This window comes from Arthrobacter sp. STN4 (genome assembly GCF_024539665.1).
Lineage (GTDB): Bacteria > Actinomycetota > Actinomycetes > Actinomycetales > Micrococcaceae > Specibacter.
The window spans coordinates 235,022-258,018 of record NZ_JAKZGX010000001.1 but is presented as its reverse complement, the minus strand read 5'-3'; the positions used below and the strand labels follow the sequence as shown (position 1 = coordinate 258,018).

Genomic DNA, 22,997 nt, shown 5'->3' with positions numbered 1-22,997 from the left:
TCGGCCCTATCGGCCTGCAAGCCCGGCCAGCCGCTCCTTCGTCGGCGTCCCGGGCGTGGGCACGTACAGCACAAAGTGCAGCTCCGGCGCGTCGGAGGGCACCAGCCGGTGCTGTTCAAACACCAGACTGCCCACGGCCGGGTGCAGGAACACGCGCTGCCGCGAGGCGAACCCCTGGACTCCGCGCCCGCCCCAAATGCCGGCGAACTCCGGGCTGGCCGCGGAGAGCCTGTCCACGAGTGCCGTGTGCTCCGGCGAACCGATGCGGGAGCCGGCCTCGGCCCGGAACTCGGTCACGAAATGCCGTGATGTCACCTCCCAGTCCGGCAACATCTGTCGCAGCTGCGGGTCGGTAAAAACGAGCCACAGCAGGTTCCGTTCGGAGGGGTCCACCTGGACGATCCGTGAGTACAACAGCGCGTACGCGGCGTTCCAGCCGGCAATTCCCCAATCCGGGGCGACCGCGAACGCCGGAAAATCCAGGGCATCCAACAGGGCCTGCAAATGGGGCGGGATGTCATCAATGGCCCGGGACCCGGACGCGTGCACGGGTGCGTGTCCGCCCAGCGCCAGCACGTAGTCCAGTTCGGCCACGCTCAGCCGCAACACCCGGCCCACTGATGCGAGCACCTGGCGCGAGGCGTTGATGTCGCGCCCCTGTTCAAGCCACGTGTACCAGGTGACGCTGACGGCGGCGAAGGCGGCCACCTCCTCGCGGCGCAGTCCCATCGTCCGGCTCCGCCCAATGGGAGGCAGGCCGAGGTCCGCCCGAAGCAGCCCGGCGCGGCGGCCGCGGAGAAACTGGCCCAGCTCCCGGCGTCGTTCTTCATTCATTGCTCCTAATCTAGCACCGCCACTACTAGTATTGGCGCCGTCTTCTGCGCGGGCGGGAATGCTGGTTGACTGTCACCATGCCTCCTTTACGCTCACGCACAGTCACCCACGGCCGCAACATGGCCGGCGCCCGCGCCCTCATGATGGCCTCCGGCGTCGCCAAGTCGGACATCGGCAAGCCGATCATCGCCGTCGCCAACTCCTTCACCGAGTTTGTCCCCGGACACACGCACCTTGCCCCCGTGGGCCGGATCGTCTCCGACGCCATCCACGCAGCCGGCGCCATCGCCCGCGAATTCAACACGATCGCCGTGGATGACGGCATCGCCATGGGCCACGGCGGCATGCTCTACTCGCTGCCCTCCCGCGACCTGATCGCCGACTCGGTCGAGTACATGGTCAACGCCCACTGCGCCGACGCGCTCGTGTGCATCTCCAACTGTGACAAGATCACCCCCGGCATGCTCATGGCCGCCATGCGCCTGAACATCCCCGTCGTGTTTGTCTCCGGTGGCCCCATGGAGGCCGGCCGCGTCACCCTGACCGACGGCTCCGTCCGCTCCCTGGACCTGGTGAACGCGATCTCCGACGCCGTGGACGAGGCCATCTCCGACGCCGACATCAACCTCATCGAGGAGAATGCCTGCCCCACCTGCGGTTCCTGTTCGGGCATGTTCACGGCCAACTCGATGAACTGCCTGACGGAAGCCATCGGCCTGTCGCTGCCCGGCAACGGCTCCGTGCTGGCCACCCACACCGCCCGGAAGGCGCTGTACGAGCGCGCCGGGGCAACCGCCGTCGAACTGGCCCGCCGCTACTACGAGGACGACGACGACTCCGTCCTGCCGCGCAACATCGCCACCCCGGCGGCGTTCGACAACGCCATGGCGCTGGACATCGCCATGGGCGGCTCCACCAACACGATCCTGCACCTGCTCGCCGCGGCACAGGAAGCCGGGGTGGACTACGACCTGGCCGACATGGACGCCCGCTCCCGCCAGGTGCCCTGCCTGGCCAAGGTGGCCCCGAACGTGGCCGGCAACAAGACCTACTACATGGAGGACGTGCACCGCGCCGGCGGCATCCCCGCGCTGCTGGGCGAGCTGAACCGCGGCGGGCTGCTGCACCAGGACGTCCATTCCGTGCACGCCGGCAGCCTGAGCGCCTGGTTGGACGACTGGGACATCCGCGGCGGCAAGGCCACCGGGGAAGCCCGGGCGCTGTGGAATGCGGCCCCCGGGGGCGTGCGGTCCTCGACGGCATTCTCGCAGTCGAACGAGTGGACCTCGCTGGACACCGACGCGGCCGGCGGCTGCATCCACGACGTGGCCCACGCCTACTCGAAGGACGGCGGGCTCGCGGTGCTGCGCGGCAACGTGGCCATGGACGGCGCGGTGGTCAAGACGGCCGGCGTCGACGAATCGATCTGGACCTTTGAGGGCCCGGCCGTGGTCTGCGAATCACAGGAAGACGCCGTGACGAAGATCCTGGACAAGACCGTCAAGGAGGGCGACGTCGTCGTCATCCGCTATGAGGGCCCCAAGGGCGGACCGGGCATGCAGGAAATGCTCTACCCGACCTCGTTCCTGAAGGGCCGCAGGCTCGGCAAGGCCTGCGCCCTCATTACCGACGGCCGCTTCTCGGGCGGCACGTCGGGCCTGTCGATCGGCCACATCTCCCCCGAGGCGGCCGCCGGTGGCACCATCGCCCTGGTCGAGGACGGAGACCTGATCCGCATCGACATCCCCAACCGCTCCCTGGAGCTGGTAGTGGAGCAGTCCGTGCTGGATGCCCGCCGCGAACGGCTCGAGGCGACCACGGGGTACCGGCCCGCCAACCGCCAGCGCGTCGTGTCCGCCGCGCTGCGCGCCTACGCGTCAATGGCCACGAGCGCGGACAAGGGTGCAGTGCGCCAGGTACCGGAGAACACGGTGCTAATGAAGGCCCCGCAGACCGCGGCCGCCGTCGGCTAGCCACCCCGGCCGGACTTCCGGGCAGGGTGCAAAAATGCGCCCGTCCCCCACGAATGCGCCCCGTCCACAGGGCGCATTTTCGGGAGGCGGGCGCATTTTTCGATGCGTGGCCGCGGTCCGGTGTCCGTCATGTGGACGCCCCAATTCCAGATCAGCAGCGCGCTGGGTCTAAACTGGGTGCAACTGCCCAACGCGCCACCTTTGCCGCACAGGCCGCGCGCGTGGCGCTGTTCGGGGGCGAACGGCAGCGAATGAATTCCCGTAAATAGATGAGTGTGCACCCATGAGCTTGATCGTCCAAAAGTACGGTGGATCGTCCGTGTCCGATGCCGCGGGCATCCTCCGTGTTGCCCGCCGCGTGGTGGCGACCCAGAACGACGGCCACGAGGTGGTGGTGGTGGTGTCCGCCATGGGCGACACCACCGACGAACTGCTGGACCTCGCCGGGGAAGTGGCCGAACACCCGCCGGCGCGCGAACTGGACATGCTCATGACCGCCGGCGAGCGTATTTCCATGGCGCTGCTGGCCATGGGCATCAGCGCCCAGGGCGGGGTGGCCCAGTCCTTCACGGGCAGTCAGGCCGGCATGATCACCGACGGGATCCACGGCAAGGCCCGGATCATCGACGTGGACCCGCACCGCGTGCGCACCGCCCTGGACAAGGGCAAGGTGGCCATTGTCGCCGGCTTCCAGGGCATGAGCCGCACCACCCACGAGATCACCACGATGGGCCGCGGCGGCTCCGACACCACCGCCGTTGCCCTGGCCGCAGCCCTGAATGCGGACGTCTGCGAAATTTACACCGACGTGGACGGCGTGTACACGGCCGATCCGCGGGTTGTCTCCACGGCACAGAAGATCAGCAAGATCTCCAGTGAGGAAATGCTGGAAATGGCGGCCTCCGGCGCCAAGATCCTGCACCTGCGCTGCGTGGAATACGCCCGCCGCTTTGGCCTGCCCATCCATGTGCGGTCGTCCTTTAGCGACCATGAAGGAACCTGGGTGCTGCCCAGCCCCGACGACAAAATCAAGTTCACAGAAGGAGTTGCCTTGGAGCAGCCCATCATCTCCGGCGTGGCGCACGACCGGTCCGAAGCCAAGGTCACCGTGGTAGGCGTGCCGGACATTCCCGGCAAGGCAGCCATGATCTTCGGCATCATTGCCGGCGCGCGCACCAACATCGACATGATCGTGCAGAACATCTCCACGCAGGGCTCGGGCAAGACGGACATCTCCTTCACCCTGCCCATGGTGGAGGGCGAGGAAGCGCTGGCGGCCCTGCGCGGCCGGCAGTCCGACGTCGGCTTTGAGGACCTGATCTACGACGACAAGATCGGCAAGCTCTCCCTGATCGGCGCCGGCATGCGCTCCAACCCGGGCGTGTCCTACAGCTTCTTCAAGGCGCTGTCCGACGCCGGGGTGAACATCGACTTGATCTCCACCTCCGAGATCCGCATCTCCGTGGTGACGCGCGCGGACCTGCTGGACACGGCCGTGCGCGCCGTCCACCAGGCCTTCGGGCTCGACGGCGAGGACGAGGCCACCGTCTACGGCGGCACCGGCCGCTAGGCTGACGCCCGGGACGGGCAGCACACCGGGGGGGCCGGCCGCATGGTGGCGGCCGGCACCCCTGGTGCATTTCATCCCGCCCCGTCAGGCGGTTTCTTCGTCCTTTTCAACGGCGTAGTGCTGCCCGTCGGATCCGGTCCGCTGTTCAAAGTGGGCAAGCTGTTGTTCGCTTGCTTCCTCAAAGGCATCATGGCGGTGCACCACGGGGGCGTCCGAGTCACCTTGGTCGGCGGGGCCAAAGACCTTCTGGAACTTTTCCGTGGCGTGCATGAATTTGATGACGAACTTCTCGTCGCGAGCCATCATCAACACCCCCTCTCCGGCTGGACGCGTGTGATAGCTATCCCATAATCCTAAACGACCCGGACCCAAAAAGATAATAAAAATATGCCCTAATTGAGGGCCGAAAATGCCGCGGCCCCGGCTATCGCAGGGAACGGTCGCCCGGGTCCTTGGGCACCAGGTAGCTTGTCCCGTCGGCGCGCGTGACGGTGGTCCACTGCGCCGTTGCTTCCTGCTGGCGGGCCAGCAGTTCCTTGTTTTCAGCTGTCATTTCATGGTCCAGGGGGCTGCTGTGGGCCGGGCCGAAGATGAGGCGCAGGCGGCCGGTGAAGCGCATGAACCGTTGGACCCGGGAGTTGTCTGCCATGGTGGGGTAATCCTTCACTGTGGAGGCGGCGATGGCATCCATAGTACCCTTTTACTTAGTGCACTAAGTAATTTCCGCCCACCCATTCAAGGAGACTTCCGTGTCCGCCCAGGAAAACGACCTGCTGCTTGAACGCCAACTCTGCTTTGGCCTCAGCGTCGCCTCACGCAGCGTCATTGCAGCCTACAAGCCGGTGCTCGCCAAACTGTCGCTGACCCACCCGCAGTACCTGGTCATGCTGGCGCTCTGGGAGCAGGCCCCGCGCCAGGTCAAGGACATCGGCGCCGCCCTGCTGCTGGAGCCGGCCACGCTGTCGCCCCTCCTGAAGCGGCTCGAGGCTCTGGGCTATGTGAGCCGGCACCGCTCGGCCGAGGACCACCGCGCCCTGGCCGTGGACCTGACCCCGGCCGGTGCCGCCCTGCGCGGGAAGGCATTGTCCGTGCCCGGGACCATGATGGCGCGCCTGGGCCTGGACCGGGAGTCCGCCATGGCCCTGCACCACAGCATGATGGCACTGATCGAGGCCGCCACCCGCGTCGACGCCATGGCGGATAATTAGACCATGACCCCACCCGCGCCGGAGCTCCTTGACCGGGACACGTGGCAGGCTAGGGAGGCCGCCCACCACGAGCGTGTGGACCGCTACGCCGTTCCCTATCTGGCGCGCCGTTCCGCCGGCCGGAAGCACCCCGTGGAGGATTTCCTCTTCACCTACTACACGCAAAAGCCCGGCCAGCTGCGCCGCTGGCACCCCGGCGCCGGCGTGGTTCTCCGCGGCCAGGGGGCCGCCGAGCGCCTGGACTGGAGGTTCTACCGCCCCCACCCGGGTGCCGGCGTCGGGCTTGACGCCGGGCAGTTTCTGGCACAGCGCAGGAAGGCCGTGGACTTTGCCCGGGTCATCCTGGGCCGCACGGCCGCCCGGCCCGCGCAGTTCGGCTGCTTCGGGCTGCATGAATGGGCCATGGTGTACAGGCAGGAAGCGAACCAGGTCCGGCACGAGTACCTGGACCTGCGGCTCGGGCCGGCCGGCACGGACGCCGTGGTGGAGGAAAGCAGGATCCGCTGCACGCACTTCGACGCCTACCGTTTTTACACGCCGCAGGCCGCAGGGCTCAACGAGCTGCGGCCCACGCGGGAGAACCAGCGGGACCTGGAACAGCCCGGCTGCCTGCACGCCAACATGGACCTTTACAAGTGGGCGTACAAGCTCTCACCCGCGCTGCCCAGCGAACTGGTCATGGACTGCTTTGAGCTGTCGTGGCGGATCCGGGCCATGGACATGCAGGCCTCCCCGTACGACCTCGCCGAGTGGGGCTATCCGCCCATTCCCATCGAGACGGCGGCCGGCAAGGCGGACTACGTGGCTCGGCAACGCGCGTTCAGCGCCGAGGCGGAAGTGCTGCGGGCCCGGCTCAGCGAGGCCCTGGACCGCCTCGACGCAGCCCCCTGACAAACGCTCGGTTGCAATCGGGGCGCTTTCCCGCAACGCCCGGTTGCAACCGGGGCACTATTTAGCAACGCTTTCGCCGCTCGCGCGGGAGGGTTTGCAATAAGCGCCCCGATCGCGCGGAAGGGTCAGGAAAAACACCCCCGATCGCGCGGGAGGGTTGTTCAGGCGAGGGCGGCGGCGAGCCGGGGTGCCAAACGCGCGGCCATGATGGCATAGCCGGCCGTGTCCGGGTGCAGGGTGTCGGGCAGGCGCTCGAAGGCCTCCTGCGCCGTGAGCACGGAGGCGCCGTCGATGCAATGCAGGCGTGAATCGCCCCGGCGGCGCAGCTGGGCGACGACATTGGCGGTGGCCGCCCGGTAGTCGGCGAGCGTCCAGCCGACGGCGTTGGGCTTGTCCTCGCGCGGCAGGGACAATACGGGGCTGATGACCACCATCGGCACGTGCGGGTGTGCCCGGCGGACCGTGGCGATGAAGCCGTGCACGGCGCCGGCGTACGTCCGTTCGGAGAACGTGGCCGCGTTGTAGCTGTTGATGCCAACGCACAAGGAGATGATGTCGGCAGGTGTTTGGGCGATGGTGTCCGCCGCGGCGGGGTCCAGCTGGCACTCCCCGGCCAACCCCAGGTTGGTCAGCTGCCACCCGTTGCGTGCGGCCACGAGGGCCGGCCAGGTCTGGGTGGGTCCGTCGGCCTGCTGGCAGTGCGTGATGGAGCTGCCGTAGGTGATCCACCGCGGCCCCTCCTCGAGGGCGGGGGTGACGGTCCCGCCGTCGAACGTCGCCTGCTGCAGCGTGAAATCGCCAAAGTGCGGGAGCCACAGAACAACGGTTGAATGTGGCGGCACATCCGCCAGGTCGACCTCGTGGAGGTGCGGTCCCGCCGCCGGGAGACGATGCATGCGCCGGCCGTTGACCACGACGTCGTAAGGAGCACAGCCTTCAGCCCCGTGGCCGGCAACCGTGAGCGTGCCGCCATTCGTGCGCCAGCCGGCACGGACGCCGGCGGGCATGGCGGCCCGGTTGGCCAGGCCGTCGGTGGACGGCGGCAGGTAGCCGGAGGGGTCCAGGCGGAGGAAATGCCGGGCACCGTCGTCGTCCGTGTCCATCCGGAACAAGCCGGTCCACTGCGCTGGAACTGAAACCATGGGAGCAGTCCTATCGATGGTGGGGACGGGGCCGCCCCGCCGTGCGGCGGCGCGGCCCCGTCCCCGGCCTGCCTTACGGGGTGACGTGGAAGGCCCCGTACGAGACCTGACTGCCGTCCTTGTCGAGCAGGACCAGGGTGTCCTGGCCGTTCTTGGTGCCGTCCGGCACCGTGAACGTGATGGTCCCGTGGGCGTCGGCCAGGAACCAGCCAAAGCGCTGCCCGTGCTGGTTCAGGTAGAGGTAGCTCCACTGGTGGGCGGCGGCGCCGTGCACCGTGACGGTGTCGCCGACGCTGTATTTGCCGCCCTGCAGGCCCAGGTCGACCGGCGGCCGGCCATTGAGGTTGGCCCGGTCGACGGCGGGGCTGGACGCCGGCTTGGGCGGGAGCACCGGCAGGACCAACGCCGCTGCGGCGAGCCCGACGGCGGCCGTCCTGGCCCCGTTGTGCCCGGTGGCGGCAACGGAAGTGGCTGCCACCTGCCCCGCCGCCAGTTCCGCCGCGGTCACGGTCCGGGTGGACGTGAAGGTTGCGGATTCCCCGGGTGCCAGGCTGGCCACCGGGGAGGCGGTGCCGGCCGCGGCCACGTCCGTGAGCGGCACGTTGCCGGCGTTGGTGACGGTGGCGGTGGTGGTGACCGTGTCGCCGGGGTTGGCGAATCCGTTGCCGTCGACGTCGTTCCAGGCCATGGACGCCGTGCCGGTGAGTCGCGGGTTGCGCACCATCAGGTCAACTTCGTCGCCCGTGATGGTGTAGTCCTGTGTTGCCGCGCCGGTTCCCGTGACCTGCCAGGTGGTGGCCGGGACAAAGAAGCCCTGTGCCGCCTCGCCCGCAGTGACCACGTGCTTGGGCGTGGTGCAGTTGTAGCTGCCCCAGACGGGCAGGGACAGGTAGCGGCAGTTGCCGGGTCCCGGCGGCAGGAAGGGCGCAAAGTTGCCGGACTGCGGCACCACGGCCTCGGTGATGTTGCCCGTGCTGGCCACGGCGAAGGAATAGGGCACGGCGTCCCCGGCAACGTAGGGGTCGGCCGCCAGGTCGCGTCCGGCGTCGTTGCGGGCGCCGGTGATCGCCGCGCCCACAATGGTCTCGGTGGCGCCGCCCGTGATGGTCACGGGAACCGAGGCGCTGAGCACGTGGCCCAGCACGGTGGCCTGGGCGGTGATGCTGGTGCTGCCTGCCTTGGCGTAGGACGGGATGGTCACGGGAACCGTGACAACCGCCTGGCCGCCGGCCTGGATGGTGGGGACCTGTACGGAGCCGAACTGCCAGCCGGGCAGGGGCGCGAACGTCGCCGTGGCTCCGTCGATGGCCTTGGCCGAGGTGTTGGTGACGGTGAGGGAGGCCGCCACCGTGGCGCCGTTGTTCCCGGTGACCGGTGCGGCCGCCAGGCCGGCGTCGCAGAAGGCATCCACCCAGCCGGCATTGAACTTGCCGAAGGTGATGGTGTTGGAGTCCCCCTCATACAGGATCCCAAAGCTGCCGTCGGAGAGGGCCGTGATGGTGGAGTAGCTCATGGCGCCGGCCTTGAACTGCTTGCCGGCGCTCCACGTCGTGCCGTCGTCGCAGGAGTAGCGGACGGTGCCGTTGGTGCGGCTGGTGCTGCTGTTGGAGTTGGAGAACAGCAGCACCTTGGCCTTCCGGGTGCCCTCGGCGGCGTCCGGGAACATCCGGGTCAGGCCGGCGTTGTTGGTGGGGTCCACCAGGGCCGAGTCATAGTGGACGGCGCCGTAGCTGGCGCCGCCGTCGGTGGAAATGGCGATCTTGCGGCCGCCGCCGCGGGAGCTGTCGCGCGAGTTGAGCATGACGCGCCCGTCGGAGAGTTCCACCACCTTGTTCTCGTCCATGCCGGTGCCGACGAAGGCCCCGCGCTGCCAGGTCTTGCCGTGGTCGTCCGAATAGACGCTGTAGGCCTGGATTTGGGTGCTGCCGTCGGCCTGCCTGACCTTTCCGGCATACTGCTGGATCAGGCGGCCCTTGAATTGGCCGTACTTGAGCTGGATGCCTTCCCCGGAGGAGGCGAACATGCCGGCCACACCGCCCACGTTGTCCACGCCGTTGACCGTGGCGCCTGCCGGCTTGGCCACCGAGGTGACCAGCGGGCCGGCGAACCCGGAATACGCGGATCCGGCCGGGTAGCCGGCCGGGACGGGCAGCGAGGGCATGTTGGCCGGGTCCGTGGACCAGCTCAGGCCGCCGTCGGTGGAAACGGAGACCTCGGTGCTGATGACCTGGCGGTCGGCGTCGTCGTTTCCGAAGGTGCTGCCGGCAAAGCCCTGGTCCTTGGAGTAGACGTGGAAGTTGAAGACCGTGCCGGTCTCCTTGTCCACCACGTAGCTGGGGTCGCTGAAGCCGTAGCGGAGCACCCCCGGGGCGGCGACCTGGCCGCGGGCTATGTAGCTCGGCGCACCCCAGGTCTTGCCGCCGTCGGTGCTGCGCCGCTGCACAATCGAGTTGGGCGACGGCGAGTCCCCGCCGTCGGGGCGGCCGTCGTAGGCCGCCAGCAGCACGCCCTTGCCCAGGTCGGCGAGGGCAACGATGCGGTAGTACTTGCCCAGCACGGGGTCAATGGCGTTGTCGCCGTTGCTGGCAAGCACCTGCTCCGCGTAATTCGGGGTCGGCACGGGGACGGGAGCCGCGGGAACGGCGGCCATGGCGGGCGACACCATGGTGGCGAGCAGGCCTGCACCCAGGACGCCGGCGGCGGTGGTCCGTGGCCAGCCCTTCCATCGGCGCAATTTATCGGTGGACTTCATGTGATCCTTTCAAGCGGCCCCCATCGGCCGCACAGAGATGGATGTGGCACATCCCGCACGGTTGCCCGGCCCTCCAACCTGGGAGGTGGGATGTGGTACCAAGGTACTATGTGATGCATCACATTGACAGCGTCCCGCCCAAACCGCCCAAATGTTTCTCCTCCCGCCCGTCCCCCTCCCGGCAGCGACGGGCGAATGCGAGGCACGCCACACCCATTCCTGGAGTTTGGAATCACTCGGTAGAATGAAAGGGCAAGCTCGCGGAGCGTTTCATCTTTCAGGCCCCTGGCCTGGCCAAGGACGGCGTAAGACGGCAATCCGTGGCCACCCCCCTTTAAAACAGGAGTCCAGCGGATGCCCCGGATCGTTGTCGATGTCATGCTCAAGCCCGAAATCCTTGACCCGCAGGGAAAGGCCATTGTTGGCGCACTTCCCCGCCTGGGTTTCACCGCATTTTCCGGCGTCCGGCAGGGCAAACGCTTTGAACTGACAGTTGACGGCGAGGTGACGGACGAGATCCTCGCGCAGGCCCGGGAGGCGGCGGAAACCATGCTTTCCAACCCGGTGATCGAAGACGTGGTCAACGTCGAGGTTGTGGCGGACCGGGCATGACCGAGACCCCCCTGATCGGCTCATACCAGGGCGCCCCCGCCGATTCCCGCCTGGCCGGCGCCCGGATCGGCGTCGTCACCTTCCCCGGCACCCTCGATGACCGCGACGCCATCCGCGCCGTGCGCGTCTCCGGCGCCACCGCCGTCGAACTGTGGCACGGCGACACCAACCTGGACGGCGTGGACGCCGTCATCATCCCCGGCGGCTTCTCCTACGGCGACTACCTGCGCGCCGGCGCCATCTCGCGCTTCGCGCCGCTCATGACCGAGATCGTCAAGGCAGCAAACTCCGATGCCAGGCTGCCCGTGCTGGGCATCTGCAACGGCTTCCAGATCCTCACCGAGGCACACCTGCTCCCCGGTTCCATGATCAAGAACGACCACCTGAAGTTCCTGTGCCGCGACCAGGTCCTGCGCGTGGAAAACAACACCAGCGCCTGGACCAACGCGTACCAGCCCGGTGCGGAGATCACCGTTCCGCTGAAAAACCAGGACGGCCAGTACATCGCGGACGAGAAGACCCTTGACGCCCTGGAGGCAGAGGGCCGCGTCGCCTTCCGCTATGTGGGCGCCAACCCCAACGGCTCCCGCCGCAACATCGCCGGCATCGCCAACGCCGCCGGCAACGTGGTGGGGCTCATGCCGCACCCCGAACACGCCGTGGAGGCCGGCTACGGCCCCGGCCACACCGGCACGGACGGCCGGGGCTTCTTCACCTCTGTCCTGAACACGCTTCTGGGAGGCAAATAAATGTCCGAGATCTCAAGCGCCCCGGTCGCCGGGGAAACGAAGAAGTTCAACATCGACACGGTGGAAAACGCCGCCGCGACCCCCGACGTCGAGCTGCCCTGGGCCGAGCTGGGCCTGAAGCAAAACGAGTACGACGACGTCGTGAAGGTTTTGGGGCGCCGCCCCACCGGCGCGGAGCTCGCCATGTACTCGGTCATGTGGAGCGAGCACTGCTCCTACAAGTCCTCCAAGAACCACCTGCGCCAGTTTGGCGACAAGGTCACGGAGGAAATGAAGAAGGACATGATGGTGGGCATCGGCGAAAACGCCGGCGTGACCAACCTGGGGGACGGCTGGGCCGTCACGTTCAAGATCGAAAGCCACAACTCGCCGTCGTTCGTGGAGCCCTACCAGGGTGCCGCAACGGGCATCGGCGGCATTGTCCGCGACATCATCTCCATGGGTGCGCGCCCGGTGGCCGTCATGGACCCGCTGCGCTTTGGCGCCATCGACCACCCGGACACGGCCCGCGTCATGCACGGGGCGGTGGCCGGCATTGGCGGCTACGGCAACTCGCTGGGGCTGCCGAACATCGGCGGCGAGATGGTCTTTGACCCGATCTACCAGGGCAACCCGCTGGTCAACGCGCTGGCCGTGGGCGTCATGCGCCACGAGGACATCCGCCTGGCCAACGCGTCCGGCCTGGGCAACAAGGTGGTCCTGTTCGGTGCCCGCACGGGCGGCGACGGCATTGGCGGCGCCTCGGTGCTGGCCAGCGAGTCGTTCGATTCCACCAAGCCGTCCAAGCGCCCCGCCGTCCAGGTGGGCGACCCCTTCGCCGAAAAGGTGCTCATCGAGTGCTGCCTGGAGCTGTTCAAGGGCTCCCTCGTGGAGGGCATCCAGGACCTGGGCGCCGCGGGCATCTCCTGCGCCACCAGCGAGCTGGCCTCCAACGGCGACGGCGGCATGGAAGTTGAGCTGACGTCCGTGCTGCTGCGCGACCCGACCCTGACCCCGGGCGAGATCCTGATGTCCGAGTCGCAGGAACGCATGATGGCCGTGGTCTCCCCCGCGAACGTCGCCGCGTTTGAGGCCGTCATGGACAAGTGGGCCGTGGAGTACTCCTGGCTCGGCGAGGTCACCGGCACCGGCCGCCTGATCATCAAGTGGGAGGGCGAGGTCATTGTCGACGTCGATCCCCGCACCGTGGCACACGACGGCCCGGTCTACGACCGCCCGTACGCCCGCCCCACGTGGCAGGACGCGCTGCAGGCGGACACCTTCACCGGCTCCGTGCAGGACGCCGGCCGCCCCTCCACGCCGGAGGAGCTGAAGGCCGCCGTGCTGGAACTCATCGCCTCCCCCAACATGTGCTCAAAGGACTGGATCACCAACCAGTACGACCGCTACGTGGGCGGCAACACGGCCATGGCGTTCCCCGACGACGCCGGCGTGGTCCGCGTCGACGAGGAAACCGGCCTCGGCGTGGCCCTGGCCACCGACGCCAACGGCCGCTACACGTACCTTGACCCGTACCACGGCGCGCAGCTGGCACTGGCCGAGGCCTACCGCAACGTGGCCACCTCCGGCGCCATCCCCATGGCCGTCTCCGACTGCCTGAACTTCGGCTCCCCCGAGGACCCGGACGTCATGTGGCAGCTGGCCGAGGCCATCCGCGGGCTCTCCGACGCCTGCATGGAGCTGGGCATCCCGGTCACCGGCGGCAACGTCTCCCTGTACAACCAGACCGGGGCCACCCCGATCCATCCCTCCCCCGTGGTGGCCGTCCTGGGCAAGTTCGACGACGTCGCCCGCCGCACGCCGTCGGGCTGGGCCGAGGACGGGCAGGCCATCTACCTGCTGGGCACCACGGCCGCCGAGCTGGACGGCTCCGAGTGGGCCAACCTGCGCGGCCACCTGGGCGGCGCCGCCCCGAAGGTGGACCTCAAGCGTGAGCGCGAGCTGGGCGAGATCCTGATCAACGCCTCGCGCGACGGCATGGTCGACGCCGCCCACGACCTCTCCGAGGGCGGCCTGGCAGCCGCGCTGGTGGAGTCCTCGCTGCGGAACAACACCGGCGCCCGCGTGGCCCTGGACGAGGTGGCCGCCCGCGACGGCGTGGACATCTTCACGCTGCTGTTCTCCGAGACGCAGGGCCGGGCCATCGTGTCCGTCCCGCGCAGCGAAGAGGTCCGCTTCAACGACATGTGCACGGCCCGCCGCTTCCCGGTGTCCCGGATCGGCGTGGTGGACGCCGCCGGCGGCGCCCTGGACGTGCAGGGGCTGTTCACCGCCCCGCTCGACGAGCTCCGCGAGGCACACGAGGGGACGCTGCCGAAGCACTTCGGCTGACCCCCGCCGCTGTCCAACTGGGTCGCAGTTGTTGCCATCAATCAACTTATTTCGGTTGATGATATGGCAACAACTGCGACCCAGTTGCTTAAGTGAGGGAACGGGCGGCCTGCAGGTATGATTTCGTGACGTTCCGCTGGGTCAGCTTCGTGACCGGGGCGCCCAGCTTGAACAGCAGGCCCGAGGGCCGGCTGAACGCCAGGAGGCGGAAGTACACGCCGCCGTCGGAGGCCTTCATGGCCACAAACGCCTCCTCGCCCAGGGCCGGGTGTCCCGGAAGCGTGCCGTAGCCGAAGCCTGCCAGCTCCACCTCGGTGCCGTCGCTGCGCAGGGCACCGGTCGGTTCCAGTGCCCAGACCACCTGGCACGGGACCGGCATCCGGAGGTCGCCGACGCCGAAGCCGCTCACCACCCGCGCCCCCACCACGGCGCGCGGGGGCGCTGCCACCCGGAGGCCGGCGCGGCGCTGGATCTGCCATGTCAGGATGCCCTCCGCCAGCGCCTTGAAGGCGGCGTCCCCGGAGCCGACGCGGATCTGCCGGTCCACGTGGCCAAAGCCGTCCGGCCACCGCCCCTGCCCTGAGGGCAGTTCCGCGTTCAGGCGGGTCCGTCCAAGTTCGGGGTAATTCAAGCCGCCACGGCTAGTCTTTGGCAACACGGGCACTCCACTCCAGGGCTGATTGTTGTTTTCGCGGCAGTCCGGCCACCACCAGGTCGTAGGAATCCTCGAGCATGTCCAGCACCATCCCCGACTCCACCACGGAACAATCCACGGTGTTCCAGTGCCGTTTGTTGAGGTGGTAGCCGGGGATGATGCCCGGGTTGGCCGCACGCAGCTGTGCGGCCAGGAGGGGATCGCACTTGAGGCTGATGGACAGGACCTCCTGGCCCAGGTCGCCCAGCGCAAACACCTTTCCCACCCGGCGGTCACCGCCGCTGCTGGGCGCCCTGACCTTGAAGACCGATGTTTCCGGGCCAAAGGGGAAGTCTTCGTAGATGCCGGGGAACTTCAGGGCCGCGGCCCGCAAGGCATCGGCTGAGATGCTCACGGGCCCACCGGCGCTGCTTTTTTCACGGCGTAGCTCAGCTGGGCAAACTGCCCGAACATGTCGGCGCCCCGCAGTTCCAGGCGGTCCGGACCCAGGTTGCGTGGCAGCATCGGGGCCCCGCCGGCCAGCAGGGCGGGTGCCAGGGTGACCACCAGCCCGTCGAGGGCGCCGATGTCCAGGAACTGGCCGGCCAGCTCGCCGCCGCCCACCACCCAGACGTCCTGCTCCCCCGCCGCCGCCACAATGTCCGGCAGGGCATCCGCGACGGGGCCGCGGACAAGGCGGACGTCGGCGCCGTCGGGCACGGGCAGCGCGCGCGTGGTGAAAACGTACGTGGGCCTCGTCCCGTAAAGCTGCTGCCATCGCGCGGGATTTTCCAACAGCTTCTCCTCGCGCAGCACCCATTCGTAGGTGGTGGAGCCCTCCACCAGGACACCCATGCCGTCCATGAAGGCGGCAATGTCCGGTGCGCCGGCGTCGTCCACGGCAAACAGCCAGGCAAGCGAGTTGTCCGGGTCGGCCAAAAAGCCGTTGAGCGTGCTGGCGGTGTAGTAGACGGTCCTGGTCATGTTTCCAAGGCTACCCGTCCGGCACGGCGCGGGGCACTACGCGGGGCACGGCCGGCCCGGGCACCGGCCCTAGCTGACGCCCAGGTAGTCCTCGAGCAGCACCACCTTCAGCCCGGCCGCCTTCTGCGCCTTCACAAAGGCCGCCAGGTCCGTCGGAAATTCGGGCCGGAAGTGCATGAGCACAATGTCGCCCGGGCGCAGCACATGGCCCACCTGGTACTGCATTGAGCCTGCGTTGGCCCGCGCCTGCCAGTCGATGATGGCCTTCATGCCGCATTCGGCCGCGGCCCGGCGCACGGCCTTGGTGTACGGTCCGCCCGGCGGCCGGAAGAAGACCGGCCGGCGGCCAAAGTACTTCTCCTCGTAGTCTGCCATGCCGCAGATCTCGGCCTTGACCTGCGCGTACGGGAGCTTGACGAACCCCAGGTTGTGGGTCAGGGTGTGGTCTTCGATCCGGAACCCGGCATCAAGGTAGGCCTGGTAAAACTGCGAGTGCCCGGCAATGAACACGTGCGCCAGGAAAAGAGATGCCTTGAGGTGGTCCCGCTCCAGCAGCGCCAGGTCCGATTTCCGCTTCACCTGGCCGTCGTCAATGGTCAGGAACACCACTTTTTGTTGGGTGGGGATCCTGGTGATGACCGGGACCATGCCGTTTTCAATGGGCGGCAGCTTGTAGTCGGGCACCAGCCCGTCCACGGCGCCGGGCCGCGCCGTCCGGAGCCCCTCCGGCCGGCCGCTTGGCGGGGACGACGCCGGGGCGCCCGTTGCGCCGGAGGTGCCGGCCGGCGTCGTGCGTTGGCCCAGGAAGCGCACCGCCCCGAGGGCCAGGACGGCGAGCACCACCACCACGGCGGCGGCCAAGGCAATCCGGCGGGCGGTGTTCGGTGCGGCGCGGAGGTGGTGGGGCATGTCGGCTTTCGCAGCTTCCTACAGGCCCAGGGCCCGGGCCTCGATCATGGGGCAGGTGTCCATGACCACCTCCAGCCCGGCGTCCTCCGCACGGCGCGCCGCGGCTTCGTCGATGACGCCCAACTGCAGCCAAACGGCCTTGGCGCCCACGGCGATGGCCTGGTCCACCACGGCCCCCACCTTGGTGGAGTTCACGAAACAATCGACGACGTCGATGGCCCCCGGGATGTCCGCGAGCAGCTTGTAGCCCTTGGCCCCGTGGACGTCGTCGCCCTTCAGGCTCACCGGGATGATCTCCTGGCCCAGGTGCTGCTGGAGGAAAAGCGATACGCCCACCGCGGCCCGGAGCGGGTTGTTTGACAGTCCCACCACGGCCCAGCGGGCCGGCGTTGTCAGCAGGCGGTGGATCGTTGCGGGGTCGTTGACATGTGCCATGGAACCAACCCTACGGCCCTGCCGGGCCTACCGCATCCAGGCCCGCCGCCGACGCGGGCGCGAAACGGGCCGCAATGATTTTGGCAGGCGGCCCCCGCCTTGGCAGAATGGTTCCGACCATCCCGAGCGGCCGAGAGATCTGGCTCAGCGACGCCGCAGCAACCCTCCAAGGCCCACCCTCCACCGGGTGGGCGGCGGAACGGTGCTACCGCCAGAAACGATGGAAAGGACTCCACCCGTGGCTTTAAACACCGACCACATCCGCACCACCCATGCCGGCTCCCTGCCCCGCACCCCCGCCCTCCTGGCGGCCAACGCCGAGCGCGGGGCCAGCGGCGACACCGCCGGCTACCGGGACCTCCTCACCGAATCGGTGGTGGACATCGTGGCGCGCCAGCAGGCTGCCGGCATTGACATCCCCAACGACGGCGAATACGGCCACACCATGTCGAACGCGGTCGATTACGGTGCCTGGTGGAATTACTCCTTCGGGCGCCTCGGCGGCCTGGAAGCGACCAACGTGGACCGCTGGGCCGACGCCGAGGTGCACCGGTCCTCGCCCGGCAACGTGGTGCTGACCTCCTTTCCGGACCGCCGCGACCGGCAGAGGTTCAACGAGGCCTACAGCGACCCGGCCTCCGGCATCCTGGCCCACCGCAAGGCCACCACGCAGCCCAAGATCGTGGGGCCGCTGACATACACCGGCCAGGCCCAGGTTGCCTCGGACGTGGCCAACCTGGGACGGGGCCTGGCTGCGGCCGGCCTGTCCGAGGGCTTCATGGCAGCCCTGTCCCCTGGTTCCTGCGCCCGGCTGGCCAACGACTACTACGCCAGCGACGAGGAACTGCTCTATGCCTGTGCCGACGCCATGCGGGAGGAGTACAAGGCCATCATCGACGCCGGGCTGACCGTCCAGCTCGACGACCCGTCACTGGCCGAAAGCTGGGACCAGGTGAACCCGGAACCGGCCCTGGCGGACTACAAGAAGTTCATCCAACTGCGGGTCGAGGCCACCAACCACGCCTTGCGCGGGCTGCCGCAGGAGAAGATCCGGCTGCATGTGTGCTGGGGTTCCTGGCACGGGCCGCACACCACCGACATCCCCTTCGCGGACATCCTGGACGAGGTGCTGGCCATCAACGCCGGCGCCTATTCCTTCGAGGCCGCCAACGTGCGCCACGAGCATGAATGGAAGATCTGGCAGGACAAGAAGCTGCCGGAGGGCAAGTCGATCATCCCCGGCGTCGTCTCCCATGCCACGAACGTGGTGGAGCATCCGGAGCTGGTGGCGGACCGCATTGAGCGCTTCGCCTCCGTGGTGGGCCGGGAGGCGGTCATCGCCTCCACCGACTGCGGGCTGGGCGGACGCGTCCACCCGCAGATCGCGGCGGCGAAGCTGCAGGCCCTCGGGCAGGGTGCGGAAATCGCCTCGCGACGCCTCTGGCGGTAAACGCAGAGCTGGGTCGCAATAGTTACAGCACGTCAACTGGAACCAGTTGATAAAACCGCAACTACTGCGACCCAGTTGCGGGGCTGCGGCAGCGCCAGGGCTCCGGGGGGCTAGGCGACGCTGAACGACTCGTCGGCGCCGGGGCGGTCATTGTCCCCGGTGTCGGTTTCGCGTTCTTCCTCTTCCTCATCGTCAAGGTCGTCGAAGTCCACGTAATCGTCGCTGGTCAGTTCCTCCGTGTACAGGGACCAAAACTCGTTGAGGCCCGCGGCCGGCGGGTCCAGCACCTTCAACTGCGATTCGAAGGACTTGCGGACTTCCGAAAACTCCTCGTCGTCCTCGGGGCCGGGGACGTCGCGGTCAATGGCCCCCCAGGCGGTCACGATTTTCACAAAGGTGTCCAGGCTGGAGGCGATGAGGGACTCGTCATCCTCGCAGACAAAGTGCACGGAGCCCTTCTTCCGGTCGACCACCACAAACTGGAAGTCGCCGTCGTTGCACACCACGGCACGGCCGCCGGCGTCGTTGCTGTAGGGGGGCTTCAGCCATGTGCCGTCCATCGGCATGTCTTCCAACGCCGACGGATGCAGCGGCTCAAGCGCGGCCCAAATCCTGGAATCGTTCATGGTCTCCTCCTGCCCTTAATGCTGACACTAACCACGTGGACCCGTGCCGTCAATGGCATATTTTCATCCGGCCGGGACCACCGCTGAATTCCCTTCAAAGCGCCGGTTTCGCAGCACGGGCAGGAATTCGCGCACTTCCTCGATGCGCTTGTGCGTCACGTCCGCCGTGGCGACGCCTTCGGCCTCGTCGGCCAGGAAGTCCTGCGGTATGCCCATGGGGTCCAGCACGGCCGAGTGCCCGATGCAGTGGTCGCTGGACGTGCCGGCCGCGGCGATCCACACCGTGTTTTCGATGGCACGGGCCTTCAGCAGCGTCTCCCAGTGCTCCACCTTGTGGTCGCCCTTGAACCAGGCCGCGGCCACGCACACCAGGTCCGCACCGGCCACCGCCAGCGCCCGGGCCAGTTCCGGAAAACGGAGGTCGTAGCAGGTCATGATGCCCACCTGGAAGCCGCCGATCTGCACCAGCGTCACCCCTTTGTCGCCGGGCTTGATCCGGCGCGACTCCTGGTAGGAAAACGCGTCGTAGAGGTGCAGCTTGCGGTAGGTGCCCAGGATGGCGCCGTCCTCGTCCACGGCCACCAGCGTGTTGTACGGGCGGGCCTCGCCGCTGGATTCATACCCGCCGGCAACCACGGCAATGCCCACCTCCGCCGCGATGCGCGAGACGCCCTGGACGAAGGTGCTCCACGTCGCGTCCACGGCCGCCGCGAAATCCCCGGCCACGCGGCCCACGGAGAACATGGATTCCTCGGGGAAGACAACCAGGCGCCCGCCGTCGGCCCGCGCTTCGGTGGCCAGGCGGCGCATCACCGCCAGGTTGCCGGCCACCTCGCCGCCCGGGTTGAACTGTCCAACGCTGACCTTCATCGCAACTTCCTTACCGTGGGTTGACTTACCTCCAGCGTAGTCTTCCCGGCCCCCAAAAAAGGGGGGACGACGGCGGAACTTAAGTTCCGCCGTCGTCCCCCCTGGGGCGTCGCCGCCCTACGGCGCGGCCCCGGTGTCAGCCGGCGATGAGGTCGTGGCGCACGATGGTCTGGTCGCGGTCAGGGCCCACGCCGATGGCGGAGATCCGGGTCCCGGACATGGCCTCCAGCGCCAGGATGTAGTTGCGGGCGTTTTCCGGCAGGTCCTCCATGGTGCGGGCGCCGCAGATGTCCTCGGTCCAGCCCGGGAAGTACTCGAAGATCGGCTTGGCGTGGTGGAAGTCGGTCTGCGTCATCGGCATTTCGTCGTGCCGGACCCCGTCGACGTCGTAGGCCACGCACACCGGGATCTGCTCGATGCCGGTGAGCACGTCCAGCTTGGTGAGGAAGTAGTCCGTGAAGCCGTTGACGCGGGAGGCGTGGCGGGCCAGCATGGCGTCGTACCAGCCGCAGCGGCGCGGGCGGCCGGTGTTGACACCGAATTCGCCGCCGGTCTTCTGCAGGTAGATGCCCATCTCGTCAAAGAGCTCCGTGGGAAACGGGCCGGCGCCGACACGCGTGGTGTAGGCCTTGATGATGCCCACGGCGCGGGTGATGCGGGTGGGGCCGATCCCGGAGCCCACGGAGGCGCCGCCGGCGGTCGGGTTGGAGGAGGTCACGAATGGGTAGGTGCCGTGGTCGACGTCCAGGAACGTGGCCTGCCCGCCTTCCATGAGCACCACTTCGCCGCGGTCCAGCGCCTCGTTGAGGACGTAGGTGGAGTCGATGACCATGGGGCGCAGGCGCTCGGCGAAGGCGAGAAAGTACTCCACCGTCTCGTCGATGTCCACGGCGCGGCGGTTGTACACCTTGACCAGCAGCTGGTTCTTTTGCTTCAGCGATCCTTCCACCTTCTGGCGCAGGATGGATTCGTCAAAGACGTCCTGGATGCGGATGCCCAGGCGGGCCACCTTGTCCATGTAGGCCGGGCCGATCCCGCGGCCGGTGGTGCCGATGGCGCGCTTGCCCAGGAAGCGTTCGGTGACCTTGTCCAGCACCTGGTGGTACGGGGCCACCAGGTGGGCGTTGGCGGAGATGCGCAGCTTGGAGGTGTCCGCCCCGCGCGCCTGCAGGCCCTCGATCTCCTCGAACAGGGCCTCCAGGTTCACCACGCAGCCGTTGCCGATGACCGGTGTGGCGTTGGGGCTCAAAATGCCCGCGGGAAGGAGCTTGAGCTCATACTTCTCACCGCCCACCACCACGGTGTGCCCGGCATTGTTGCCGCCATTGGGCTTCACCACATAGTCGACCCGGCCGCCCAAAAGGTCCGTGGCCTTGCCCTTGCCCTCGTCGCCCCACTGGGCTCCGACGATCACGATTGCTGGCATGGGATCCTCCCCCTTGCTCATAAGTTGAGCCGGCCGCTGCATGGCTCGGCGGTTGTTCCGCCGTACACCGTCCGGACACGAAAATGCCCCTTGTCAACGCACCGGCCGTCTCCAACAGGGATTGGCGCCTGGCTGCGCTCAAAGGGGGTCTTGCGTCCCAAGTTTACCGGACGGGCGCGGCGGCCGCACATTAAGGCGCCGGATGCACGACGCCGGCACCCGCCTTCCCCGTTCGGCCCGCCCCTGCGGGGCAACGGTTTCGGGGCCTGGCGTCCTGGCGGAGATCCGGACCGAGGTGGGCGGGCAGGCGTCGGCCGTGTTCCTTTTCGCCGGACCGGCGGGATCCTTCTTCGTCGCCGCGGCGGTCACGGCGGCCCCGGACGGTGCGGGCCCCCGATGAGCAGCGTGGCCAGGTACCGGTGCGGGTGCCGGCTTCGGAACGCCGCGCCCAGGACCTGCCGGAGCGCCTCCGCCTCCGGGCCCGGCGCGGACAGCGCCGCCTGCGCCCGGGTCTGCAGCAGGGCCAGCCGGCCCGCTTCGTGGCGGACGGCGTGATACTCCTCAAGCGATTCCAGGGGCGAGCCGCCACCGAGCACCGCAGCCAGCCGGGAGGCGAGGTCCACGGCGTCGAGCATCCCCGTGTTCAATGCGGAACCGCCGGCGGAAAACACGTGGGCCGCGTCCCCGGCGAGGAACACCCGGCCGGTCCGGTAGCGTTCGGCCAGGCGGCTGTTGGCCACCGTGGACCGCAGCCACTGGCCGCCGCTGATCGGCAGTGCCCCGCCCAGCACACGGCGGATGCTGTCCTTCAGCTCCTGCAGTGGCATTTGCGCCTCCGCCGCCTGGCTGCCCCGGGGCTCGTGCGTGGCGATGACGTACAGGTCCTTGGGCGCGCCGCGGTCCAGCGCCGACACCGGGGCGATCGTGAGGGAACCGGCCGCCGTGTGGTTGGCCTGGAAGAGCGCCAGCCGCCGGCCGCCGGGAAGTTCCACGGCGTTCCTGCGCCGGCGCAGTGCGCCGGGCGGGATCGTGACGCGGCCGATCCGCACCAGTTGGCTGCCCGTGGTTCCCGGGAAGCCGACGCCGAGATGGTGGCGGACGAAGCTGTGCGCGCCGTCGCACCCCACCAGGAATCCGGCGTCAAGGGAGCAGGCCCCGCCGTCGAAGGCGACGTCCACGGCCACCCGCCGGCCGTCGTCGTGAAATCCGGTGACGGCGTGCCCGCGGCGGATGTCCACGCCCGCGGCCCGGGCCCGTTCCTCCAGCAGCGCCTCCAGCCGGCGCTGCGGGATGGGCAGGATCCGCAGGGCGTTGGGCCGCAGCGGGTTCAGCCGCAGCGGCAGCGCCCCGAAGGAGTAGCGGGGCACGGGGATGGCGTGCACGCCCTGCTGGCCGCGCAACAGCCCCCGCTTCGCCAGCAGGGGCACGATCCCGCCGACCAGGCCGTTGCCCTTGGGCATGGCATCGGGCTCAAGGGCACGCTCCAGGACCGTCACGGCCACCCCGGCGGCGGCCAGTTCACAGGCGAGCATCAGTCCGACGGGCCCCGCCCCGGCAATGGCCACCTGGGTCCGGTACGGCTCCATCCGGTCCCTCCTCCC

The 22,997-nt window shown here is 68.5% G+C and carries 22 protein-coding genes and 1 riboswitch; of the genes, 8 read left to right on the top strand and 14 right to left on the bottom strand.

The features are described from left to right. Positions 1 to 6 precede the first annotated feature (6 nt). Positions 7 to 834 carry a helix-turn-helix transcriptional regulator gene (locus MMF96_RS01300; protein WP_256882276.1) on the bottom strand — a complete coding sequence of 276 codons (828 nt, stop codon included), beginning with the start codon at positions 832 to 834 and terminating at the stop codon, positions 7 to 9. Positions 835 to 911: 77 nt separating this feature from the next. Between MMF96_RS01300 and ilvD the strand changes: the two genes are divergently transcribed. Then, complete coding sequence (gene ilvD, locus MMF96_RS01295) at positions 912 to 2,807, top strand: dihydroxy-acid dehydratase (RefSeq protein WP_176615278.1); 1,896 nt, start codon at positions 912 to 914, stop codon at positions 2,805 to 2,807. Positions 2,808 to 3,090: 283 nt separating this feature from the next. Beyond that, a complete protein-coding gene (locus MMF96_RS01290) occupies positions 3,091 to 4,377 on the top strand; it encodes an aspartate kinase (protein WP_176615279.1) in 1,287 nt (428 codons plus the stop codon). An 84-nt stretch (positions 4,378 to 4,461) separates the two neighbouring features. Here the strand turns inward: MMF96_RS01290 and MMF96_RS01285 are convergent, their stop codons facing one another. After that, a complete protein-coding gene (locus MMF96_RS01285; protein ID WP_306295615.1) occupies positions 4,462 to 4,683 on the bottom strand; it encodes a hypothetical protein in 222 nt (73 codons plus the stop codon). Positions 4,684 to 4,801: 118 nt separating this feature from the next. Continuing rightward, positions 4,802 to 5,026, bottom strand: a complete 225-nt coding sequence (locus MMF96_RS01280; protein WP_176615375.1) for a hypothetical protein — start codon at positions 5,024 to 5,026, stop codon at positions 4,802 to 4,804. A gap of 100 nt (positions 5,027 to 5,126) precedes the next feature. Between MMF96_RS01280 and MMF96_RS01275 the strand changes: the two genes are divergently transcribed. Both MMF96_RS01275 and MMF96_RS01270 read left to right on the top strand, forming a co-directional pair. After that, on the top strand, positions 5,127 to 5,585 hold the full coding sequence (locus MMF96_RS01275) for a MarR family transcriptional regulator (RefSeq protein WP_256882275.1): 459 nt from the start codon (positions 5,127 to 5,129) through the stop codon (positions 5,583 to 5,585). A gap of 3 nt (positions 5,586 to 5,588) precedes the next feature. Then, a complete protein-coding gene (locus tag MMF96_RS01270; protein ID WP_256882274.1) occupies positions 5,589 to 6,476 on the top strand; it encodes a 3-methyladenine DNA glycosylase in 888 nt (295 codons plus the stop codon). 161 nt (positions 6,477 to 6,637) lie between these two features. On the opposite strand, the gene MMF96_RS01265 is transcribed toward MMF96_RS01270, so the two are convergent. Together MMF96_RS01265 and MMF96_RS01260 are read right to left on the bottom strand one after the other, a co-directional pair. After that, complete coding sequence (locus MMF96_RS01265) at positions 6,638 to 7,618, bottom strand: GDSL-type esterase/lipase family protein (RefSeq protein WP_256882273.1); 981 nt, start codon at positions 7,616 to 7,618, stop codon at positions 6,638 to 6,640. Positions 7,619 to 7,691: 73 nt separating this feature from the next. Further along, a complete protein-coding gene (locus tag MMF96_RS01260; RefSeq protein ID WP_256882272.1) occupies positions 7,692 to 10,370 on the bottom strand; it encodes an exo-alpha-sialidase in 2,679 nt (892 codons plus the stop codon). Between the two features lie 354 nt (positions 10,371 to 10,724). On the opposite strand from MMF96_RS01260, the gene purS reads away from it, so the two are divergent. From purS to purL, 3 genes are read left to right on the top strand one after another with little or no spacing between them, the layout of a single operon-like run. Beyond that, positions 10,725 to 10,982 carry a phosphoribosylformylglycinamidine synthase subunit PurS gene (gene purS, locus MMF96_RS01255; protein WP_176615283.1) on the top strand — a complete coding sequence of 86 codons (258 nt, stop codon included), beginning with the start codon at positions 10,725 to 10,727 and terminating at the stop codon, positions 10,980 to 10,982. After that, positions 10,979 to 11,731, top strand: a complete 753-nt coding sequence (gene purQ, locus MMF96_RS01250) for a phosphoribosylformylglycinamidine synthase subunit PurQ (protein WP_256882271.1) — start codon at positions 10,979 to 10,981, stop codon at positions 11,729 to 11,731. Before purS ends, purQ begins: the two co-directional genes overlap by 4 nt. Next, positions 11,732 to 14,062 (top strand): phosphoribosylformylglycinamidine synthase subunit PurL, encoded by a 2,331-nt coding sequence (purL, locus tag MMF96_RS01245; protein ID WP_176615285.1) that lies wholly within the window; start codon positions 11,732 to 11,734, stop codon positions 14,060 to 14,062. It begins immediately after the preceding gene. A gap of 88 nt (positions 14,063 to 14,150) precedes the next feature. Here purL and MMF96_RS01240 read toward each other — a convergent pair whose 3' ends face one another. The 5 genes from MMF96_RS01240 to MMF96_RS01220 form a co-directional block, all read right to left on the bottom strand. Further along, entirely contained in the window at positions 14,151 to 14,720 is a 570-nt protein-coding gene (locus MMF96_RS01240) for a DUF1990 domain-containing protein (RefSeq protein WP_256882270.1), read from the bottom strand. Continuing rightward, a complete protein-coding gene (locus tag MMF96_RS01235) occupies positions 14,704 to 15,111 on the bottom strand; it encodes an MmcQ/YjbR family DNA-binding protein (protein ID WP_309145210.1) in 408 nt (135 codons plus the stop codon). The genes MMF96_RS01240 and MMF96_RS01235 overlap by 17 nt, the downstream gene beginning before the upstream one ends. After that, positions 15,108 to 15,680 (bottom strand): dihydrofolate reductase family protein, encoded by a 573-nt coding sequence (locus MMF96_RS01230; protein WP_176615286.1) that lies wholly within the window; start codon positions 15,678 to 15,680, stop codon positions 15,108 to 15,110. Before MMF96_RS01230 ends, MMF96_RS01235 begins: the two co-directional genes overlap by 4 nt. Positions 15,681 to 15,749: 69 nt before the next feature. Further along, entirely contained in the window at positions 15,750 to 16,589 is an 840-nt protein-coding gene (locus tag MMF96_RS01225) for a polysaccharide deacetylase family protein (RefSeq protein ID WP_256882269.1), read from the bottom strand. A gap of 18 nt (positions 16,590 to 16,607) precedes the next feature. Next, complete coding sequence (locus MMF96_RS01220) at positions 16,608 to 17,024, bottom strand: CoA-binding protein (RefSeq protein WP_256882268.1); 417 nt, start codon at positions 17,022 to 17,024, stop codon at positions 16,608 to 16,610. Positions 17,025 to 17,138: 114 nt separating this feature from the next. Next, positions 17,139 to 17,251: riboswitch (SAM riboswitch) on the top strand. A gap of 11 nt (positions 17,252 to 17,262) precedes the next feature. Here MMF96_RS01220 and MMF96_RS01215 point away from each other — a divergent pair. Next, a complete protein-coding gene (locus tag MMF96_RS01215) occupies positions 17,263 to 18,474 on the top strand; it encodes a cobalamin-independent methionine synthase II family protein (protein WP_256882267.1) in 1,212 nt (403 codons plus the stop codon). Positions 18,475 to 18,584: 110 nt separating this feature from the next. Here the strand turns inward: MMF96_RS01215 and MMF96_RS01210 are convergent, their stop codons facing one another. From MMF96_RS01210 to MMF96_RS01195, 4 genes are all read right to left on the bottom strand, one after another. Continuing rightward, on the bottom strand, positions 18,585 to 19,100 hold the full coding sequence (locus tag MMF96_RS01210) for an SUKH-4 family immunity protein (RefSeq protein ID WP_176615289.1): 516 nt from the start codon (positions 19,098 to 19,100) through the stop codon (positions 18,585 to 18,587). 63 nt (positions 19,101 to 19,163) lie between these two features. Further along, positions 19,164 to 19,970: a carbon-nitrogen hydrolase family protein gene (locus MMF96_RS01205; RefSeq protein ID WP_176615290.1), complete on the bottom strand. Its 807-nt coding sequence runs from the start codon at positions 19,968 to 19,970 to the stop codon at positions 19,164 to 19,166. Positions 19,971 to 20,106: 136 nt separating this feature from the next. After that, positions 20,107 to 21,396: an adenylosuccinate synthase gene (locus MMF96_RS01200; protein ID WP_176615291.1), complete on the bottom strand. Its 1,290-nt coding sequence runs from the start codon at positions 21,394 to 21,396 to the stop codon at positions 20,107 to 20,109. A gap of 365 nt (positions 21,397 to 21,761) precedes the next feature. Further along, the gene (locus tag MMF96_RS01195) at positions 21,762 to 22,982 is read right to left on the bottom strand and encodes an FAD-dependent monooxygenase (RefSeq protein ID WP_256882266.1); all 1,221 of its coding nucleotides are present in this window, start codon (positions 22,980 to 22,982) and stop codon (positions 21,762 to 21,764) included. Between the last annotated feature and the right edge of the window lie 15 nt (positions 22,983 to 22,997).

Excerpts from the sequence above, each read along its gene's own strand:
- MMF96_RS01220 (WP_256882268.1), bottom strand. The coding sequence starts at position 17,024 with ATGGCACATGTCAACGACCCCGCAACGATCCACCGCCTGCTGACAACG.
- MMF96_RS01260 (WP_256882272.1), bottom strand. The coding sequence starts at position 10,370 with ATGAAGTCCACCGATAAATTGCGCCGATGGAAGGGCTGGCCACGGACC.
- MMF96_RS01285 (WP_306295615.1), bottom strand. The coding sequence starts at position 4,683 with ATGATGGCTCGCGACGAGAAGTTCGTCATCAAATTCATGCACGCCACG.
- MMF96_RS01195 (WP_256882266.1), bottom strand. The coding sequence starts at position 22,982 with ATGGAGCCGTACCGGACCCAGGTGGCCATTGCCGGGGCGGGGCCCGTC.
- purL (WP_176615285.1), top strand. The coding sequence starts at position 11,732 with ATGTCCGAGATCTCAAGCGCCCCGGTCGCCGGGGAAACGAAGAAGTTC.
- MMF96_RS01230 (WP_176615286.1), bottom strand. The coding sequence starts at position 15,680 with ATGACCAGGACCGTCTACTACACCGCCAGCACGCTCAACGGCTTTTTG.
- MMF96_RS01225 (WP_256882269.1), bottom strand. The coding sequence starts at position 16,589 with ATGCCCCACCACCTCCGCGCCGCACCGAACACCGCCCGCCGGATTGCC.
- MMF96_RS01270 (WP_256882274.1), top strand. The coding sequence starts at position 5,589 with ATGACCCCACCCGCGCCGGAGCTCCTTGACCGGGACACGTGGCAGGCT.
- MMF96_RS01265 (WP_256882273.1), bottom strand. The coding sequence starts at position 7,618 with ATGGTTTCAGTTCCAGCGCAGTGGACCGGCTTGTTCCGGATGGACACG.
- MMF96_RS01300 (WP_256882276.1), bottom strand. The coding sequence starts at position 834 with ATGAATGAAGAACGACGCCGGGAGCTGGGCCAGTTTCTCCGCGGCCGC.
- MMF96_RS01200 (WP_176615291.1), bottom strand. The coding sequence starts at position 21,396 with ATGCCAGCAATCGTGATCGTCGGAGCCCAGTGGGGCGACGAGGGCAAG.
- purS (WP_176615283.1), top strand. The coding sequence starts at position 10,725 with ATGCCCCGGATCGTTGTCGATGTCATGCTCAAGCCCGAAATCCTTGAC.
- MMF96_RS01280 (WP_176615375.1), bottom strand. The coding sequence starts at position 5,026 with ATGGCAGACAACTCCCGGGTCCAACGGTTCATGCGCTTCACCGGCCGC.
- MMF96_RS01205 (WP_176615290.1), bottom strand. The coding sequence starts at position 19,970 with ATGAAGGTCAGCGTTGGACAGTTCAACCCGGGCGGCGAGGTGGCCGGC.
- MMF96_RS01210 (WP_176615289.1), bottom strand. The coding sequence starts at position 19,100 with ATGAACGATTCCAGGATTTGGGCCGCGCTTGAGCCGCTGCATCCGTCG.
- MMF96_RS01290 (WP_176615279.1), top strand. The coding sequence starts at position 3,091 with ATGAGCTTGATCGTCCAAAAGTACGGTGGATCGTCCGTGTCCGATGCC.
- purQ (WP_256882271.1), top strand. The coding sequence starts at position 10,979 with ATGACCGAGACCCCCCTGATCGGCTCATACCAGGGCGCCCCCGCCGAT.
- ilvD (WP_176615278.1), top strand. The coding sequence starts at position 912 with ATGCCTCCTTTACGCTCACGCACAGTCACCCACGGCCGCAACATGGCC.